The following is a 19521-nucleotide window of genomic DNA, read 5'->3' as shown; positions in this document are numbered from 1 at the left end:
ATTAAACAAAGCTTCTAAAAAGCGTATTTCTTAAAATCCATTCTAACAAAAGCAAACCTCCTGCTAATAATACCCAAATTCTAAATTTTTCCTCGTAGCGGTAGTATTTGAATTCTTCTACCTCGGTTTTTTCCAGTTTATTGATTTCGTCATAGATTTCTTCTAGAGATTCGTTATCGGTTGCTCTAAAATATCTTCCTCCGGTGGTACTGGCTATATCTTTAAGTAGTTCTTCATCTATTTCTACCTGACGCATTCCAAATCTGAAAGAGCCATCGGCATTATACGAAACTGGTGAAAGTGCATTTCCATTTGTACCTAAACCAATGGTGTATGTTTTAATACCAAATTCAAGGGCTAGGTCAGATGCTGTTTGTGGTTCTATAAAACCGGAATTGTTGACCCCGTCGGTCAGCAATATGATAATTTTACTTTTTGCCTTGCTATCCTTTAAACGGTTCACGGAAGTTGCCAGCCCCATACCAATTGCCGTACCGTCATCTAATTGGCCATATGAAATTTCTGAGAGTGCGTTCAGTACAATGGCTTTATCTGTGGTAATAGGTGTTTTGGTATATCCTTCACCGGCATATGCAACAATACCTATACGGTCGTTGGGCCTATTTTTTATAAAATCTGCGGCAACATCTTTAAGTGCGGCCAACCTATTTGGTTTTAGGTCTCTTGCCAACATACTGGAAGACACATCTATTGCCATGACAATATCTATACCTTTTGTAGTCTTTGAACGGGTAGAGATATCTTCTGTCTGTGGTCTTGCAAGAGCTACTATAATAGCACTCAAGGCCAATAAGCGTAATATGAACAATGCGGGTTTGAACTTGGGTAAAATGCTACTGTAGCTAAAACCTTTTGTGCTAGATATACGTAATGATGCGTTTTGCTCTTTTTGCTTAAAGATATACCACAAAATTGCCAATGGCAGTAATAAGAACAGCCAAAAGAAATCAGGGTTTGCAAATGATATATTCTCTAACATTTATGCTTCTGTTTTTACTTCTACCGATGATAAGATGCGGTCTACTATTTCTTGTGCGTATGTATCTTCTTCTAGCCAGGTTAATATTACATATTGTTGAAAGCCTTTTCCGCCAAAAAGTAACACCGCATATTCGCCATCAATTAGTTCTTCCGATCCGGGCATAGGAAATTTACCGCTACCAAAAATTTTAACACCTTCTACCCCGCTAATTGTATTGAATTCCTCTTGTTTGGTAATGATGTTCTTTGCTCCCTGACTTTCAAAATTTGATAGTATTCGTTCAATGGTCTTATCAAATTCTGGTTCAACATCTTGTTGTGCCAAAGTGATGCTGGTAGTACCAATGTTAAAAAGTGCAATTGGACTTCTATATTCAAAAGCTTGAATATCAGCTATGGCAGCTTTTGCTTCTGCCGGTAATTTTATCTTTTGGCGTACCAGCACTTGTGGGGTCTCTAATTGTATTGGCGGAAAACCATAACTACTCCGTACCCATTCTTCTTCTAAAAGCTCTTTTGTTGGATGGCCCAAAACGGTATCCTTTAAATAACCGAATCCGAATTTAATACCTGCAATCGTTATTCCAATAAGTACTAACGCAACGGTAGAAATAACCGCTATTTTAATTTTTTTCTTTTTTGCCTTACGTTCAAGTTCTTCTTGGTATTCGGCTTGCTCTAATAGCTCTTCCTGCGTTGGTTCCGGGAGGGCTTCATGAGTTTTTTCAACAATCTGTTCAACCAGCTTTCTATCTTGTTCGGCAACAGCGGTAGAAGGTTTGTTCTTGGCAAATTTCACTAAATCTGCCGTTTGTAATATTTGTTGAAATTGTTTTATGGTATCGTTATCCAAATTCAGTTCGCCGGCATCTTTTAGTAGTTCTAATTTTTCGATCAATTGACCGGTGGTACTTTCCAGAGCGGTTACATTGGCATCTTCTTCAAGGTAAGAACGTACAATTGTAGTTAGTTCAGAATAGTATTCTTTGTATTCGTCCTGTATTAGGTATCTAGAATTTTCTAATCGCTTCAATTCTAGTAAAGCCCTGTCATATGGTGGTAAGAGTGCAACCTTTTCTTCTTCGCTAAGTGGTTTTTTACGGAAGACGAACCAATAAAGTAAAAAGCCAAGAATTAATAAGATTAACAGACCTATAAGCATGTATTTCCAAAAAGTATAATTACTTTTTTCAACATTGATCAACGGTTTAATGTCATACATTTTCTGATTCAAGGTATCTACAGGAACCGTAGCTACATTGATCAAAGAAGAATCGGTCATAAAACCAGTGCCGTTAATGTCAATACGCTGAGAAGGCAGTTTATAGGCGCCAGAATCAAATTGGGTTAAAGCATATATTTTTTGAAGTGTAAGCCGATCTTTATTTCTAGTGGTATCCGTTGCAAAGGCCTCCACCGTTTCTAGAGGAGAAAAGGTTTGTCCTTCAGGAAAAATAACAAAATCCGTAGGGTCTATATCTACGGTCACTTTCCATTGTATCTGTTCACCAATTTTAATAAAGGTAGTATCTACCTCAGTGGATATTCGCGGACTTTCTTGAGCGCTCATGTTAGAGCCCCATAATAGAAGTATGAATACCGGTATAATACGTAAAATGTACGATACACCTATTTTATTTGCTCTATTAGTATAACTCATTCGTATCAACCTCTTCTTTTAAAATAGCCCAATAATTTTTTTACATAGCTTTCATCTACCCTGCAGTCTAGTACACCGCATCCAGATTTTGTAAAAGACTCCTTGAAATAGGTAACACGCTCTCTGTGATATTCCGCATAGGAGTTACGAACTTTTTTAGAATTTGTATTTACCAATTGCAATTTTCCGGTTTCAACATCTTCTACTTGCACCATGCCCAAGTTAGGTATAGACTCTTCACGTTCGTCATAAACTCTAATACCTGTTACATCATGCTTGCTACCAGTAATTTTTAACGTTTTTTCGTAATTGTCGTCTATAAAATCAGAAAGAACAAAAACAATGGCTTTTTTCTTCATGACACTGCTTAAGAATTTCATGGCCTGGGCAATATCCGTTCTATTGCTTTTTGGTTTAAACTCCAATAACTCCCTAATGATACGGAGAACGTGGGTCTTTCCTTTTTTAGGCGGAATAAAAAGTTCAATTTGGTCAGAGAACAGAATAACACCGACTTTGTCATTGTTTTGCAATGCGCTAAAAGCTAACGTTGCGGATATTTCTGTAACGATCTCGTTCTTAAATTGGTTGGTAGTGCCAAATAGTTCAGATCCACTAATGTCCACCATCAACATCATGGTAAGTTCTCGTTCCTCTTCAAATACTTTTATGTAAGGCTCGTTGTAACGTGCGGTAACATTCCAATCAATATTTCTTACATCATCACCAAATTGATACTGGCGCACTTCACTAAAAGTCATACCACGACCTTTAAAGGTAGAGTGATATTCCCCGCCAAATATGTGGTCAGAAAGACGCCTTGTCTTTATTTCAATTTTCCGTACTTTTTTGAGTAGCTCTTTGGTGTCCATTTTTTAGTAAACAGTTTACAGTCTCCGTTAGCAGTAATCTTATATTCTTCCATACAATAATTGGATTTCCGAATATGGCAACTGTATTAAGGTACTTCTATCTCGTTTACAATTTTATTGATGATATCAACAGAAGTAATGTTTTCTGCTTCTGCCTCGTAAGTAATGCCTATTCTGTGTCTAAGAACATCTAATACCACGGCACGTACATCTTCAGGTACAACGTAACCCCTTCTTTTTATAAAAGCATAACATTTTGCTGCGGTACCAAGGTTGATGCTACCTCTTGGAGATGCACCAAAACTGATTAACGGCTTTAAGCTTTCTAAGTTATATTTCTCTGGATATCTTGTGGCAAATACAATATCAAGAATGTATTTTTCAATTTTTTCGTCCATGTACACTTCACGAACCGCTTTTTGTGCGCTAAGTATTTGGTCTATGGATACCACGGCGTTTACAGTTTCATAGCTGCCTTTTAAATTTTGGCGCATAATCAACTGTTCTTCGTTAATTTTAGGATAATCAATAACCGTCTTCAGCATAAAACGATCCACCTGTGCTTCGGGTAACGGGTAGGTTCCTTCTTGCTCTACCGGGTTTTGGGTAGCCATCACCAAAAAGGGTTTGTCAAGAATAAAAGTTTCATCACCAATGGTCACTTGCTTTTCTTGCATGGCCTCTAATAATGCAGATTGTACCTTGGCAGGAGCACGGTTAATTTCATCTGCAAGAACAAAGTTTGCAAAAATAGGACCTTTCTTAATGGAGAAATCGTTCAGTTTCATATTGTAGATCAATGTACCTACCACATCTGCCGGAAGTAAATCTGGAGTAAACTGAATTCTACTAAAACTACCTTTAACAGCTTTTGAAAGAGTGTTTATCGCTAAGGTCTTTGCCAAGCCGGGTACACCTTCAAGCAATATATGCCCTTGGCCTAAAAGTCCGATCAATAACCGTTCAACCATATATTTTTGGCCAACGATCACTTTATTCATTTCAAGCATCAGTAAATCGATAAAAGCGCTTTCTTTTGCTATTTTTTCATTAACGGCACTAATATCAATTGAAGTATTTTCTTCCATTTAAAACTATATATTATTGATTGTTAAGGTTTCTAATTTTAACAGTTACGCAAATTGAAAATTTATTCACTCAGTCGCTGTTAATGATAGGTTAAAAAATTGGAAAACCCCTTATTTTTATGAACGTTTTAAGGGATTTCTTTTTAATTTCATTAATCAAAATACAATATATTGAAATATTCTAGAATAATTGCAGGTACTATGACCTGGGGCAAATGGGGCAAACAGCATTCTACCAAAGATATGATATCACTTATGAATCATTGCATAGATCATAGAATTACTACTTTCGACCATGCCGATATTTATGGCGACTATACTACTGAAGAGGATTTTGGCAAGGCCTTGAAAGAGAGTTCAATTAAAAGGGAGGATATTCAATTGATCAGCAAATGCGGTATACAGTTTTATGTAAAAGAACGATCGAACAGGGTTAAGCATTATGACTATAGTACAGCATATATTATATCATCTGTTGAACGCTCGTTAAAAAAGCTACAAACGGATCATTTAGATTTATTGCTGCTGCACAGACCAAGTCCTTTGATGAATCCATCGGAAATTGCAGAAGCTGTAGATAAATTGAAGCAGGATGGTAAGATCAGACAATTTGGAGTGTCAAACTTTACGCCAGCACAAATTCAGTTAATAGAAAAGGAGATACAGGTAGAGGCAAACCAAGTAGAGTTTTCACTTTCTGCAAATGAAGTAATGAGCAACGGTACTTTGGATGACTGCGTTGCATTTGACCGCCTGGCCATGAGCTGGAGTCCGCTAGGCAGTTATTTTAGGGAAGAATCTCAGGCAAATACACGGGTCAAAAAGGTTTTGGCAGATTTTACCGAAAAATACAACGCCACAGAAGATCAACTGTTGTTGGCTTGGATTTTAAAACACCCATCTAAAATTCATCCTGTAGTGGGTACGGCAACTCCAAAACGATTAAAAATGGCAATGGATGCCGTTTCCATTGATATGGATATACAAGATTGGTTTATTTTATTAGAGGCTAACGAAGGTCATGAAGTGGCATAATTAAAATATAAAATGACAAAAACAGCGTTTATTACAGGAGCTACTAGCGGTATAGGAAAGTCAACGGCTATTCATTTTGCCCTTAACGGAATAAATTTGATTTTGTGCGGAAGACGCCAAGATCGGCTAGATGCCCTTAAAAAAGAACTTGGTAAAGAGGTTCTGGTACATACCTTGAATTTTGATATTCGTAATAGGGAGTCTGTTCAAGAAGCGGTGAATTCGCTGCCAAAAGAGTTTTCACAGATAGATATTCTAATAAATAACGCCGGCAATGCCCATGGAATGGATGTCATACAAGAGGGAAGCATTGATGATTGGGACGCCATGTTGGACATTAACGTTAAAGGCTTGTTATATGTTTCAAAAGCGATAATTCCGCAAATGGTGGCACGTGGGTCGGGCCATATTATCAATATAGGATCTACCGCTGGCAAAGAGGTATATCCAAAAGGAAATGTGTATTGTGCAAGCAAACATGCTGTGGATGCCATTAACCAAGGAATGAGGATAGACCTTAATGGTACGGGTGTACGGGTTGGTGCCGTAAATCCGGGATTGGTGGAAACTGAGTTCAGTAATGTGCGTTTTAAGGGAGATGAAGATAGGGCGGATAAGGTTTATACCGGTTTTCAACCTTTAAAACCAGAAGATATTGCTGATATTATTCATTTTGTAGTCACAAGACCGTATCATGTTAATATTGCCGATTTGGTAGTAATGCCAACGGCGCAGGCATCTTCAACTATTGTAGATAAAAATTAATGCTATGAAAAGAATTTAGAATACCTTCTTTGAAAGCTAAAATTTAAAATAATGATCAATAAACGCCTTTTGGTAAAAAACTTGCTTGCGCATAATGACGAGAATAGTTTTTACGATAAAAAGCGATTTATTTCTATAGGCGAAAAAGAAGGTAAAGGTAAATTTTTGAAGCATGTTTGTGCATTGGCAAATAGCAATCCCGCTAATAATTCTTTCATAGTAATTGGTGTTGAAGATGAGGACAATAAAATAGTAGGCGTTGACTTTTTTGATGACAGTAAGATTCAGAATTTGGTAAATGCCTATCTAGAAAACCCACCGCTTATATCTTACGAGAACATACCCTTTCCGCATTTACCGGAAGGTAAGGTAGTAGGTTTGGTCACCATAAAATCTATTGGAAAAATCTGCTCTTTGAGAAAGAACATTTGGAAATATTATGGCGGTTCCGTGTTCTTTAGGGAAGGCAGTATTAGTTTGCCAAGAGTATTCGATATTGAATTAAAAGATACCAATTCAGAAGCTGTTGCTACTATTGAACAACATGCTAAAAACAATATTGAGCTGACTTTGGACGGTGTTATCGACTTTATAAACCACAGGCATAAAGATTTAGAGAGCGATTATAAAGTATTTAAAGAACAGTTTGTAGTATGTTGGGCAGGTAATAAAAAAGTGGTCAATGGAGAAACCTATTTTTATAGGGTAGATATTGAATTGATCAATGAGCAGGTAAAATTGTTCTATTCCAATCTAGATGAAGTAACTATAACCTATGACAATGATTCATTTACTACCATTGAATATGTACAGCTTGGTCTGGCAGCAAAGCAGCGGTATTATCCTTTAGAAAAAGTGGTAATATATTTTAGTGAAAACGGCACCTATCAGATTACTAGCGATCTACTTTTTAAACCTCCCGTGCATGATAAAGAAGAGCTGGAAAGAATATATGAGGGAAATAATGCTTTAGTGGCAAAGGCAAAAAAGACAACTGAATTGAGCATACTAGAGGTAAAACAATTAAAATATTTGGCAGATTCTTATTTAATATGTTTTCTAAATGGTTTTGAAGAAGCAAAAGAACGAATGGAAAAAGCGAGGCAAGTATTGAAGCCTAATTATCCGGATATAAATGCTTCTTTGAAAGAAGCGCTTCGCGTAATTAGGAAGGTTAAATATTCTTGATCCAAAGTTGCTCGTAAGGCTTTAGCGGAAGCTCGTTTTGTATTAAGTGAATTGGTTCTCCTGTAAGAAGATCAACAGTATTTTTATCTGTATGAATACCTATAGAAAGTAACCAACCTATATTTAAAGTTTCTGTGACTTCGTTAAAATTGGACAATACCCAAATACTTTTATTCTCATCTATTCTTTGATAAACAAATATATGCTCGTTGGGGCAGCTAAAAACCTTTATATTGTTTGTATCGGCAAATACACTGTGATCCTTTCGTAAGCGGATCATTTTTTTTAGTCCGTTATGTATAATGCTAGATGGCTTGTCTTTTTGTTTGTTCAGTGAAGTTACGGTCTTCCAATTTTGCATTGGTCTGTTTACCCAACGGTTATCGTTTACTTGATCTTCATTTTGTTGGTAAGAATAGTCGTTTAAGGTTGCAATTTCGTCGCCGGCATATATCATGGGAATTCCTCCGTAAGTAAGAATAATGCCATGCAGCATTAAAATTTTACAAATAGCGTAATCAATGATATTCTTGTTATTTTGTTCTAAGGCTGTTTCTAACCCAAGTAAAGAAGCGGCGCTACCCGTAATTCTGCCATCGCCGTTTTTAGGATTGTACATGAACATTAGGCCCTTGGCGGGAGACCACTCAAGTTTGCCACAATAATAGTTTAAGATAAACTGCTTGTGTGCGTAAGGGTCGTAGCCCGTAGCCCGTACAATATCATCTTCATAACCAAGACCGATATCATCATGGCAACGAATATAATTGATCCAAGTGGCATCACTAGGTTTTGTGGGAATTTCGGTAACACTTTTAACCATCAACGATGCTTTCTTAGTAGCAATAGAATTCCATAATAGGGCCATTAAGGAAGCATTATATGCAACCTCACATTCATTACCTTCTGCCGCGCCTTCTCCAAAATATTTAATGATATTTCTTGGTGCCACAATAGCTTCGGCCAAAAGAATAACCCCGGGTGCAATAACCTGTAGGCACATTCTAAAAAGTGAAATCAATGTGTGCGCTTCGGGTAGATTTTGAGAAGATGTACCTATTTTTTTCCATAGAAAGGCTAGAGCATCAAAACGGATAACATCTACGCCCAAATTGGCCAACGACATTAAATTGCCAAGCATTTCAATGAAAACTTCCGGGTTCCTATAATTTAAATCCCACTGATAGGTGTTAAAACAGGTCATCACCCATTTTTCCATATCATTATTATAGGAAAAGTTACCTGGTGCCGATTGGGGAAATATTTCAGGAAGCGTTTTTTCAAACTCATCTGGTATATGCCGATCAGAATAGGTGTAATAGTAATTTTGATAGTGCTGACTGCCTTCTTTTGCTTTCTTGGCCCATATAAACTCATCTGAGGTATGGTTGACAACAAAATCTAACATTAAGAACATATTTTTTTCACGTGCCTTTTTGCTAAAGGCCAAAAAATCTTCTTTTGTACCGTATTCAGGGTCAATGTCATGATAACTGTTCACTGCATAGCCGCCATCATTTTCGCCTTTTGGTCTTGTGGTTATAGGCATTAAATGTAAAAAGTTAATACCTAGATCCTCTAAATAAGGTATCTTCTCTTGTAGTCCCTTTATGTTTTTATTGAACCTATCTACATACAGTTGCATACCGGTCATTTGTTCGCTTTGGTACCAGTTGCCGGAATTTAAGCGTGCAATATCTTGATTTTGTAGGTCTTTTGGACGGTCATTATATAGCGTTTCCAATTTATCTAATAGGGTGTAGAAAAAGGCTTTATGCTCTTTCTCTTGATATAATGAAAAAAACTGTGTTTTAATGAGTGAAAGATTGACGGCCAATCTTTGTTCATAAGATGATAAAAGTATGTTACCTTTTCTTTCTTGACTTTTTGCCGTCAACAACCGGTGTAATTCAGCCTGGTTCATTTAAGAGTCTAATTGTTGCGCTGTAGGTAACGATTGTATAGCTCCAAAATTTTCTGTTGTAATGGCACCGGCCTTATTGGCTCTTGAAACCATGTTAGAGATAAGATTTTCGTTGACCAGAACATCTTCTATTTTAGAATGTTCTGCAAGTTGTTGTAAAAGACAGCCTATAAAAGCATCGCCGGCACCGGTGGTATCTTTAGGCGTAACTTTTATGCTAGGTATAGTTTTGTAAATATCTTTTGTACTTAGCAGTGTACCCTCGCTACCTAAGGTAACCACTATAATTTGTGTGCCCATTTCATGAAAAAATTTACAGGCATCTTCAAGTTCACTTTTTCCTGAAAGCAGTTGTGCTTCCTCTAGGCTAAATTTACATAAATGAGATTTCTCTATGAAAGAATGACATTTACGAATGAAAACATCTTCTTTGTTCTTCCAAAGATCAACTCTATAATTTGGATCAAAACTAATGAATGCATTTTTGGTCAGCCCATCAAACAAATACCTGTTGTAGGTCTCCTCTAAAGAACCGCCCAAAAGAGCCGTTGCAGCGCCAAAGTGCAAAATGTTATTTTCAAAATTAGATTTTAAGGATGAGTCATAGGTTAGTTCCTTATCCGCACCACGGCTAAAAACAAAATCACGTTCCCCATCGTCATCAATAGAGACAAATGCTAAAGTTGTAAACGTATCGCATTTTTGAGCTAAAGAAATGTCTACTCCTTCATTTTCAAGTATACTTCGTAGAAAAGTACCAAAAGGATCGTCGCCAACTGCTCCGATAAAAAAGCTGTCGCCGCCAAGTTTGCTAATTGCGCAGGCTACATTGGCCGGTGCACCACCTGCTTTTTTAGAAAATTCTTTTGCCTTGGATAAATCTTTGCCCTGGTTTTCGGCCACAAAATCAATCAGCAATTCCCCTATACAGAATACTTTTTTCATACGTTTAAAAAAAATTAGGAAGTCTAAGTTAATTAGAAAAAACACCTATTTCCTAAAAAATCTTAAGTAAATATTAAATTACGGTTGAAGTCATATTATTTTTATGAATTAATGACCTGGGTATTTTGGGTCTGTTATTGAATTGCATATCTTGAATAACACATTTTAAAACACATATTGACCATGAGCATTTTTGATGAAATTAAGAAAAAACTGAGCCACGAGTTTATTGACATTGTTGAATGGCTAGATACCACAAACGATACTATTGTACATAGATTTGAGCGTTATCAAAATGAAATTAAGAACAATGCACAATTGATCGTTAGAGAAGGGCAAACGGCGGTCTTTATCAATGAAGGTCAGTTGGCGGATGTTTTTAAACCAGGTACATATACTTTAAATACGCAAAACTTGCCAATCTTAACAACGTTAAAAGGTTGGAAATACGGATTTGATAGTCCGTTCAAGGCAGAGGTATATTTTGTGAACACCCGTTTGTTCACAGATGAAAAATGGGGCACTAAAAATCCGTTCATGTTAAGTGATGACCGATTTGGTTTGGTAGAAATTCGGGCTTTTGGAACGTATAGTTTTAGAGTCAATGACCCGGGAAAGTTCGTTGTAGATGTAGTGGGTACAGATGGTAATTTTACAAGCTATGAAGTAAATGAACATTTAAAAAGCTTAATAGTAACACGTTTTACAGATACAATAGGTGAAGCCAATTTGCCCATTGAGTTATATGCTGCAAATACAAGCGAGCTATCTGAAACCTGCCAAGAAGTAATGCAGCCAGAGTTTAATAGGGTAGGTATAGAACTAGAGAAATTCTACATTGAAAATGTATCAATGCCAGAAGAGCTTAAAAAGGAAATATTTGAATACAGCCGATTGGATAAATTGGACATGGGCAAACTGGCACAGTTTAAAGCGGCCAAAGCAATGGAGTTAGCTGCCAAGAATGAAGGTGGCACCGCCGGGGCCGGTATGGGCATGGGCATGGGCTTTGTATTGGCACAACAAATGGGCGGTTTAATGGGGCAGCCTGCGGCACAACCCATGGGCGGTCAAACTACACAACAGCCTCAAGCGCCACCGCCGATACCTGCACAAACAACTTATTTTTATGCCGTAAACGGTCAGCAATTGGGACCTGTTACTTTTGATAAGCTTAAAGAATTGTTCGCCAGTAGAACCGTTAACAGAGATTCGTTGATCTGGAAACAAGGTATGGCAAGCTGGGCTGCCTTAAAAGAGGTAGAAGAGCTAAAATCTTTCTTGGGAGGTAATACACCACCGCCATTGCCAACAGCATAATTTTAAGCAAAACCTTTCTAAGATAAGGGATACTTTCTATGGACGATATTCAAAAATCAGAATATAAAAAGGCATGTGCCAATTGTGGTGCCGAGCTAAAATTTAAGCCCGGATCCAATCAATTGACATGTGAGTACTGTGGTTATGAAGAGTTTATTGAGCAATCTAAGACTAATTTTGAAGAACTAGAACTAGAGCATTACTTGAAAATTGTTGGTGAAAATGCGTATACTGAAACAATAGACCTGTTGCATTGTAAAAATTGCGGAGCCAATCAGCATGTAGAGGAGAACTATAAATCGCTTAACTGTGTATATTGTAGCGAGCCTTTAATACGAGAAGATATTGAAAAAGAAGGTTGGATATTGCCTGGGGCGCTAGTTCCGTTTCAATTTGATACTAATAAGGCACAATCAATATTTAAAGCTTGGGTAGATAAAATTTGGTTTGCACCGGATAATCTTAAAAAAGCGGCTTTAGATCCAGAAGGGTTGCATGGGTTGTATATACCTTATTGGACGTTCGATGCCAATCTCTTTGCCTCTTACCAAGGTCAACGAGGCGATTATTATTACGAGACACAAAGCTATAACAGCAACAAGGCAAGAAAAACCAGACGTGTTAGAAAGACAAGGTGGACGTATGCATCGGGCAGGGTAGATGGTTTTGTAGATGATATTTTAATAAGTGCATCAGAAAAAAAACGAAAAGAAATTCCGTCTAAGGTCGCCTTTTGGAATTTAAAAGATTTAGTGGTCTTTAATTCCAAATATCTATCTGGTTTTGTGACTGAAAAGTATACGGTTTCCTTAAAGGAAGGTCATCATAAGTCATTTCAAGAAGCCAAGAATATAGCTTACAATTGGATTAGACGTGATATTGGTGGTGATACCCAAAGGGTAGCTAATGCAGATATAAAACTGTCAAATGAAAAATTCAAGCATATTTTACTTCCTATCTATATAAGTTCATATAGGTATGATGGTAAAGAGTTTAGTTTTTATATAAATGGGCAAACAGGGGTATTAAGCGGTAACAGGCCTTATTCATTCTGGAAAATCTTTTTTTTAGTGATATTTATTCTTGCTATGATAACCATAATTGCGATTTTTGCTAAATGAGTACAAATAGAACACTGGTAGTAGGTGATATTCATTCAGGGTTACAAGCTTTAAAACAAGTACTTGAAAAAGCTGCTATAATCAAAGATGATACTATAATTTTTTTGGGTGATTATATAGATGGATGGAGCGAAGCTGTGGAAACAGTAAACTACCTCATAAAATTAAAAGAAAGCTACAACTGTATATATTTAAGAGGCAACCATGATGAACTTTGTTATGAATGGTTGACGGGTAAGGCAGACAACCCAACATGGTTTATGCATGGAGGTGAAGCAACTTCAAATTCATACGGTAAAGCTTCTAAAGAAACTAAAGAAATGCATCTTAAGTTTTATGAAAGCTTGGAGAATTATTATTTAGATTCGGAGAACAGATTGTTCTTGCATGCAGGGTTTACCAACTTAAAGGGTATTGAGCATGAATATTTTAAAAAGACGTTCTATTGGGATCGTACGTTGTGGGAATTGGCGCTTTCATTGAATACAGATTTAGATGAAGGGCATATTCATTATCCAAAGCGATTAAAAAATTATTCTGAAATTTATATTGGCCATACTCCTGTTACGCGTATAGGGAAAACAACACCGCAAAAAGCCGCCAATGTGTGGAACATAGATACAGGTGCGGCCTTTAAAGGACCGTTAACTGTATTTAATGCCAGTTCCAAAGAATATTGGCAAAGTGATCCAGTTTATACCTTTTATCCTAATGAAACGGGCAGAAACTAAGAAAACCGTTAACTTTACTGAAAAACAGATTGCTTTATTGACAATCTTTAATAGAAATTAAAAATATGTCTACTAAAAATATAAGATTAGAAGTGATGCAGGCCTTAGAGCCTAAAGTAGAAAGTTTTATGGAGTCTTTCCTTATAAAACCAGAGGATATATGGCAACCTACAGATTTTCTGCCAGATTCTGAGAAAGACACTTTTTTAGAAGAGGTAAAAGATATACGTGAAGAGTCTAAGGAATTAGGTTATGATTTCTGGGTGACCATGGTAGCAGATACCATTACCGAAGAAGCGTTACCAACTTATGAATCTTGGTTAATGGACGTTGTTGGTATAGACCAGCATGGTGATCATAAAACAAATGGTTGGGCTAAGTGGGTGCGTGCTTGGACAGCTGAGGAAAATAGACATGGAGATGTTTTGAACAAATACCTTTACTTATCTGGAAGGGTAAATATGAGGGAAATTGAAATTACGACCCAACATTTAATCTCTGATGGTTTTGACATAGGTACAGATCGTGATCCATATAAAAACTTTGTGTATACTTCTTTTCAAGAATTAGCTACCAATATATCGCACAAGCGTGTGGGGCAAATGGCGAAGAAAAAAGGAAATGCCTTATTAGGTAAAATGTGTACTATAATTGCCGGTGATGAAATGAGACACCATTTGGCGTACAGAGAATTCGTGAAGACTATTTTAGGTGAAGATCCATCTGGTATGATGATAGCATTTGCAGATATGATGAAGAAGAAGATTGTAATGCCGGCACATTTTTTACGTGAGTCTGGTGGTACAATTGGTTCTGCTTTTGAGAACTTCTCTAACTGTGCACAGCGTTTAGGTGTATATACGGCACAAGATTATGTTGATATTCTAAGTAAGCTGAATGCATATTGGGAGATAGATTCTGTTCGTTCGTTGAACGAGGAAGCTGAAAAGGCTCGTGACTACTTGATCAAATTACCATCTAGATTGGAGCGGATTGCAGAAAGAATGAAATTTCCACAAGACCAATATCATTTTAAATGGGTAGAGGCGAACGGAGCATTATAAATAAAAAAATCCCGATCAGTTATAATCGGGATTTTTTTTTGCTTTAAACAGTAAGCTATAGTTTACCGTGTTTATGTTCTTGTTGCCATTTAACAAGTTCTGCCCACTTGCCTTCGTAGCACATTTTCGCCTGCATAGGCCATGACGCAGGGTCGTGAATCTTGTAACGTGTTCCACCTGTGTCCAATATTTTTTGACAAGTTTCCAAGCTGGCCTCAGAAAGTTCTTTCCAAGTTTTAATACCGTGGTCTTTGAACATTCCTTCAATTTTTGGGCCAATACCTTCAACAAGTTTTAGATCGTCTTGCTTAATTGTTTTTCCAAATGCAGCCTTAGCAGCAGAACCATCAAAAGCTAGAGCGCTACTGGTAGCGGCGCCGGCAGCAAAAGAGGCGGCAGAAGCACCTAAATTAGTGCTTGGCGCGGCAGGAGCCGGTGGTACAACCTTACTTGCGGCTATTACTTTTTGGTTACAAGCTTCTAGATCAGCTTTCAATTTACTATTGCTCGCTTTTAGATTGTTTAATTCTGAAAGTTCGTTTTTCAGTTTTGTATTACTGGCGGTAAGACTGTTGATTTCAGCAGAGTTGTCTATTACCTTAGAAGAACGGCTACCAAGTAGATAACCTAAAATACCGCAGATAAGACCTACTAACAATGGAATTATCCAGCACCAAATGTTCATATTTTCAAAATTCATGATTTTACTTATTTATAGGATTAGTGTATGTTTTATTTTAATGTAATAACTGTTCGTCTATTTTTTACTCTGCCTTCTTCAGTGGCATTTGTGGCAATTGGTTGCGTTTGTCCTTTAGACGTAGCAATTATTTTGTCTGCAGCTATTCCGTTTTGCATTAAGTAATTTTTGGCAAATTCTGCTCTATCTTGACCTAGTCTCATATTAGTGCTTGCTTGACCAGTTGCATCTGTATGACCAACAACGCTTGCGGTAGCATCAGAAACTTTATCTAAATATCTAGAAATATCGGCAACCTTTTGTCTCTGAGCGGCATCTAAGTGAATTGATGCTTCTGCAGTATTGAAGTAAAGAATTAACGGATCAGCATTTATTTTTTCATATAATGCCTTTAACTCATCTTCTGCGGTAGCGGATTTTTCTACTAGGCCAAAAGATGCTGCACCCCAATAGGTTCCTTCTTTTGGTATCATTTCGTCCATAAGTTTTCCTTGCGTATTAATTTGAGCGGTAGGAATACCTTTAGATGCTAAATCGTTTTTAATGGAATTGGCTCTTGCAAGACCCAAATTAGGGAAAGCGGTATTGTTCTCTTCTTGGCTGGTATAATATCCCGTAACGTTAATAACATTATTTGCGTTAGAGGACAAATGACTTTGTAAACCTGTAATCCCTTTGGTAAGATCTGCACTTAGTGGAGTTAAAAAGTTATGGGATGACACATTAAAATTATAATTGTCATTCGTGTTATAGGCAAATCCGTTACCGTCGATAGCGAAGGGGTAAGATGTAGCAGAGGGCTCTTTAATGATTTCCTTTTCTGTAGTAGGCGCTGTGCTTGTAACTCCCGCGCCGCATTCGCTGCAACAGGTGATAAAGAAGTAGGTGCCGACTACAATGGTGATCAACATCAAAAATAAATACTTGATTGTTCTTGTCATTGTACGAAATGTTTAGTGTTTAGCGCACAATTTATTAAAAAAAACTTAAAAATGTTAAAAGATTGGCTGCTAATTACCTTACAATCAATCATTATGTAAAATCCGGATATATAAAATACTGAACGAACTATACAATCTTTGAGTTAGTTGGTAAAAAAAGTGTAGACATCGACAACTATTAATTGCATTTTTGCGTATGTATAGAAACGATATGCATCTCCCCACAAAGATTGGGCATTGATGATATATTTCAAGTTTTGAGTTAGTTGGTTAAAAAATCCTGTTTACGTTGGTCGACAGGATTTTTTTTGCTTTAAAGTGAAGGAATTTATAATCCAACTATACAATATTTGTGTAAACCTGTACAGAAATTGTTGAATTAAGTGCAACTTTTTACTAGTTTAATACAGAGGAAATTACACTATAAAATGAAGAAAAAAATAAAAGGTATTATTAATTTTCTTTGCATGTTCATTATTCTGGGAATACAGGCTTTGCTTCATGGCAGTTGGTCAAATGAAACTACCAATTCATAAACGACCTGGTATTGAACATAACATGCAAAGAAAATTATGAGCTTATTATAGATCGAACTTTATTCCTTGTGCTAAAGGAAGTTCGGTAGTATAATTAATAGTATTTGTCTGTCTTCTCATATATACTTTCCAAGCGTCCGATCCACTCTCACGGCCACCGCCGGTTTCTTTTTCACCGCCAAAGGCTCCACCTATTTCAGCTCCTGATGTACCAATGTTTACATTTGCTATACCGCAATCACTGCCCCAAGCGGAAAGAAAACGTTCTGCCTCTCTTAAATTATTGGTCATAATTGCAGATGAAAGACCTTGAACAACACCATTTTGAATAGCAATGGCATTTTCTACATCACCTGAATATTTTAATAAGTAAAGTACAGGTGCAAACGTTTCGTGCTGTACAATTTCAAAATTGTTTTCGGCTTCGGCAATGGCAGGTTTTACATAGCAACCGCTTTCATAACCTTCACCTTCCAACACACCGCCTTCAACGATAAGTTTACCACCTTCGTCTACTACTTTTTCCAATGCTTTGTTATATTGTGCGACAGCATCTGTATCGATCAATGGACCAACATGATTGTTTTCATCCAATGGGTTACCTATTCTTAGTTGCTGGTAAGCGGCAACAACGGCATCTTTAACCTTATCGTACATAGACTCATGGATGATTAATCTTCTAGTAGAAGTACAACGTTGACCGGCTGTGCCCACGGCACCGAATACAGCACCTATAACCGTCATTTTCAAATCGGCGTCCGGTGTAACTATAATGGCATTGTTACCGCCAAGCTCCAGTAAAGATTTTCCAAGACGGGCAGCAACTGCCTGAGCTACTATTTTACCCATTCTTATAGATCCCGTTGCAGATACCAAAGGTATTCTTTTATCTTGTGTCATTAACTCACCGATGTTGTAATCCCCATTAATTAAACAAGAAATACCTTCCGGTAAATTGTTTGCCTTAAATACTTCAGCAGCAATATTTTGACAAGCTACTCCGCATAAAGGTGTTTTTTCCGATGGTTTCCAAACACAAACATCCCCACAGATCCATGCAAGTGCCGTGTTCCATGCCCAAACGGCAACAGGAAAATTAAATGCAGATATAATTCCTACAACCCCTAACGGATGATATTGCTCGTACATTCTATGACCAGGTCTTTCTGAATGCATAGTAAGACCATGTAACTGACGGGAGAGACCAACTGCAAAATCACAAATATCTATCATTTCTTGAACTTCTCCCAGGCCCTCTTGGTAGCTTTTCCCCATTTCATAAGAAACAAGTTTGCCAAGGGGTTCTTTTAGTTCTCTAAGTTTTTCTCCAAATTGTCTAACAATTTCTCCACGTTGCGGAGCAGGCTTTGTTCTCCATTCCTTAAAAGCTATGGTTGCGGTAGACATTACTTTTTCATAGTCGGCTTCTGTAGTTGATTTTACTTTAGCTATTAATGAACCGTCTACCGGTGAGTATGATGATATTATTTCGCCAGATGAAAATTGATGTGTCCCCGTTGAGGTACCTTCGTTAATATCTTTTATTCCCAACGCTTTCAAGGCGTCATGTATTCCGAAATCTGTTGCTATTTTTGACATATTATAACTTTTTGCGTATTTATTGTTAGATATGTTACAAAAATACAAAGAATTTTATCCTTGTAAAGAACAATTTGAAGCTAAGCGAGTTTTATAATACACCATAGAATAATTCCTATAAGCGCAGGCACACTTTGGACAATGAATATTTTTTTACTTACGGTGGTAGCGCCATATATACCGGCTATGGCAACACAGCTTAAAAAGAAGAGTGCAACATTTGCGGACCATTCTATATTGGTGATGAAAAAAGACCAAATTAAACCTGCTGCCAAAAAGCCATTGTACAGCCCTTGGTTTGCCGCCATAGATTTTGTGGGCTCAAATAAATCTTTCGGAAAATTTCTAAAAACCTTTCTACCGGTCGTGGTCCATGCGAACATTTCAAACCAAAAAATATAAATATGGATGAACGCTACAAGAGCTGTAACTAATTTTGTGGCTATTACCATTATTCTTTAGCTATAAAACGTTCATCAACTGGCATTACAGTACCGCAATTATCGCAGGTTCTTAATTCTTCTGAGCTATAAAAATGTTTAAAATGGGATAAAAAATCTTTTTCAATATCATGAAGGGTAAAATAAGCTTCATATAACTTGTGGTTGCAATTATCGCAAAACCATAAAAGACCGTCGTCAACATTCATATGGTTACGCTTACGTTCTATGACCAAGCCGATAGAGCCTTCTTTGCGAACCGGGGAATGTGGAACTTTTGCCGGATGCAAATACATATCTCCAGGTCCTAATTGCATGGTACGCTTTTTACCGTCTTCTTGAATATGAACTTCTATGTTTCCTTCAAGTTGATAGAAAAGCTCTTCGGTTTCGTTATAGTGATAGTCTTTTCTTGCATTTGGTCCGGCAACGATCATAACAATGTAATCGCCGGCATCTTTATATAAATTTTTGTTTCCAACAGGGGGCTTAAGTGAAGCTCTGTTTTCTTCAATCCAATTATTAAGATTAAAGGGTGCTCGTATACTCATTTCTGTGAATTTAAGTGAAAGTTAAAGAAACGGTTCTTT

The 19521-nt window shown here is 37.1% G+C and carries 18 protein-coding genes; 7 read left to right on the top strand and 11 right to left on the bottom strand.

Annotated features, from left to right (window positions below; genetic code table 11):
• Position 1 precedes the first annotated feature (1 nt).
• The 4 genes from QZ657_RS01045 to QZ657_RS01030 form a co-directional block, all read right to left on the bottom strand.
• Positions 2–1000 carry a vWA domain-containing protein gene (locus QZ657_RS01045; protein ID WP_291964398.1) on the bottom strand — a complete coding sequence of 333 codons (999 nt, stop codon included), beginning with the start codon at positions 998–1000 and terminating at the stop codon, positions 2–4.
• Positions 1001–2662, bottom strand: a complete 1662-nt coding sequence (locus QZ657_RS01040; RefSeq protein WP_291964396.1) for a hypothetical protein — start codon at positions 2660–2662, stop codon at positions 1001–1003.
• 5 nt (positions 2663–2667) lie between these two features.
• Positions 2668–3534, bottom strand: a complete 867-nt coding sequence (locus QZ657_RS01035; protein WP_276470766.1) for a DUF58 domain-containing protein — start codon at positions 3532–3534, stop codon at positions 2668–2670.
• Positions 3535–3620: 86 nt separating this feature from the next.
• Positions 3621–4622, bottom strand: a complete 1002-nt coding sequence (locus tag QZ657_RS01030) for an AAA family ATPase (RefSeq protein WP_276470767.1) — start codon at positions 4620–4622, stop codon at positions 3621–3623.
• A 171-nt stretch (positions 4623–4793) separates the two neighbouring features.
• Here QZ657_RS01030 and QZ657_RS01025 point away from each other — a divergent pair, with 171 nt between their 5' ends.
• From QZ657_RS01025 to QZ657_RS01015, 3 genes are read left to right on the top strand one after another with little or no spacing between them, the layout of a single operon-like run.
• Positions 4794–5657: an aldo/keto reductase gene (locus QZ657_RS01025; RefSeq protein WP_291964395.1), complete on the top strand. Its 864-nt coding sequence runs from the start codon at positions 4794–4796 to the stop codon at positions 5655–5657.
• Positions 5658–5669: 12 nt separating this feature from the next.
• The gene (locus QZ657_RS01020) at positions 5670–6422 is read left to right on the top strand and encodes an SDR family NAD(P)-dependent oxidoreductase (RefSeq protein WP_291959677.1); all 753 of its coding nucleotides are present in this window, start codon (positions 5670–5672) and stop codon (positions 6420–6422) included.
• A 51-nt stretch (positions 6423–6473) separates the two neighbouring features.
• The gene (locus tag QZ657_RS01015) at positions 6474–7610 is read left to right on the top strand and encodes an ATP-binding protein (protein ID WP_291964393.1); all 1137 of its coding nucleotides are present in this window, start codon (positions 6474–6476) and stop codon (positions 7608–7610) included.
• Here QZ657_RS01015 and QZ657_RS01010 read toward each other — a convergent pair.
• Positions 7597–9534, bottom strand: coding sequence for an alpha-amylase family protein (locus tag QZ657_RS01010; protein WP_291964391.1), 1938 nt, complete (start codon positions 9532–9534; stop codon positions 7597–7599). The two genes, QZ657_RS01015 and QZ657_RS01010, sit on opposite strands and share 14 nt — an antisense overlap.
• Positions 9535–10479: a carbohydrate kinase family protein gene (locus QZ657_RS01005; protein ID WP_291964390.1), complete on the bottom strand. Its 945-nt coding sequence runs from the start codon at positions 10477–10479 to the stop codon at positions 9535–9537.
• Positions 10480–10662: 183 nt separating this feature from the next.
• Between QZ657_RS01005 and QZ657_RS01000 the strand changes: the two genes are divergently transcribed.
• The 4 genes from QZ657_RS01000 (at position 10663) to QZ657_RS00985 (ending at position 14715) form a co-directional block, all read left to right on the top strand.
• Complete coding sequence (locus QZ657_RS01000) at positions 10663–11799, top strand: SPFH domain-containing protein (RefSeq protein ID WP_291959669.1); 1137 nt, start codon at positions 10663–10665, stop codon at positions 11797–11799.
• Between the two features lie 38 nt (positions 11800–11837).
• Positions 11838–12920, top strand: a complete 1083-nt coding sequence (locus QZ657_RS00995) for a DNA helicase PriA (RefSeq protein ID WP_291964387.1) — start codon at positions 11838–11840, stop codon at positions 12918–12920.
• Complete coding sequence (locus QZ657_RS00990; protein ID WP_291964385.1) at positions 12917–13651, top strand: metallophosphoesterase family protein; 735 nt, start codon at positions 12917–12919, stop codon at positions 13649–13651. The genes QZ657_RS00995 and QZ657_RS00990 overlap by 4 nt, the downstream gene beginning before the upstream one ends.
• A 65-nt stretch (positions 13652–13716) precedes the next feature.
• A complete protein-coding gene (locus tag QZ657_RS00985; protein ID WP_276470776.1) occupies positions 13717–14715 on the top strand; it encodes an acyl-ACP desaturase in 999 nt (332 codons plus the stop codon).
• 55 nt (positions 14716–14770) lie between these two features.
• Here the strand turns inward: QZ657_RS00985 and QZ657_RS00980 are convergent, their stop codons facing one another.
• From QZ657_RS00980 to QZ657_RS00960, 5 genes are all read right to left on the bottom strand, one after another.
• Positions 14771–15415: a hypothetical protein gene (locus QZ657_RS00980; protein ID WP_291959664.1), complete on the bottom strand. Its 645-nt coding sequence runs from the start codon at positions 15413–15415 to the stop codon at positions 14771–14773.
• A gap of 32 nt (positions 15416–15447) precedes the next feature.
• A complete protein-coding gene (locus tag QZ657_RS00975) occupies positions 15448–16356 on the bottom strand; it encodes an OmpA family protein (protein ID WP_291964383.1) in 909 nt (302 codons plus the stop codon).
• A 581-nt stretch (positions 16357–16937) separates the two neighbouring features.
• A complete protein-coding gene (locus QZ657_RS00970; RefSeq protein WP_291964381.1) occupies positions 16938–18491 on the bottom strand; it encodes an aldehyde dehydrogenase family protein in 1554 nt (517 codons plus the stop codon).
• Between the two features lie 80 nt (positions 18492–18571).
• Positions 18572–18943, bottom strand: coding sequence for a DUF1304 domain-containing protein (locus QZ657_RS00965; protein WP_291964379.1), 372 nt, complete (start codon positions 18941–18943; stop codon positions 18572–18574).
• The gene (locus QZ657_RS00960) at positions 18943–19482 is read right to left on the bottom strand and encodes a 3-hydroxyanthranilate 3,4-dioxygenase (protein ID WP_276470781.1); all 540 of its coding nucleotides are present in this window, start codon (positions 19480–19482) and stop codon (positions 18943–18945) included. The genes QZ657_RS00965 and QZ657_RS00960 overlap by 1 nt, the downstream gene beginning before the upstream one ends.
• Positions 19483–19521 lie beyond the last annotated feature (39 nt).

The organism is Maribacter sp., assembly GCA_020629415.1.
Lineage (GTDB): Bacteria > Bacteroidota > Bacteroidia > Flavobacteriales > Flavobacteriaceae > Maribacter > Maribacter huludaoensis.
Note: the sequence above shows the minus strand (reverse complement) of the source record. Positions and strands in the feature narration are given on the sequence as shown.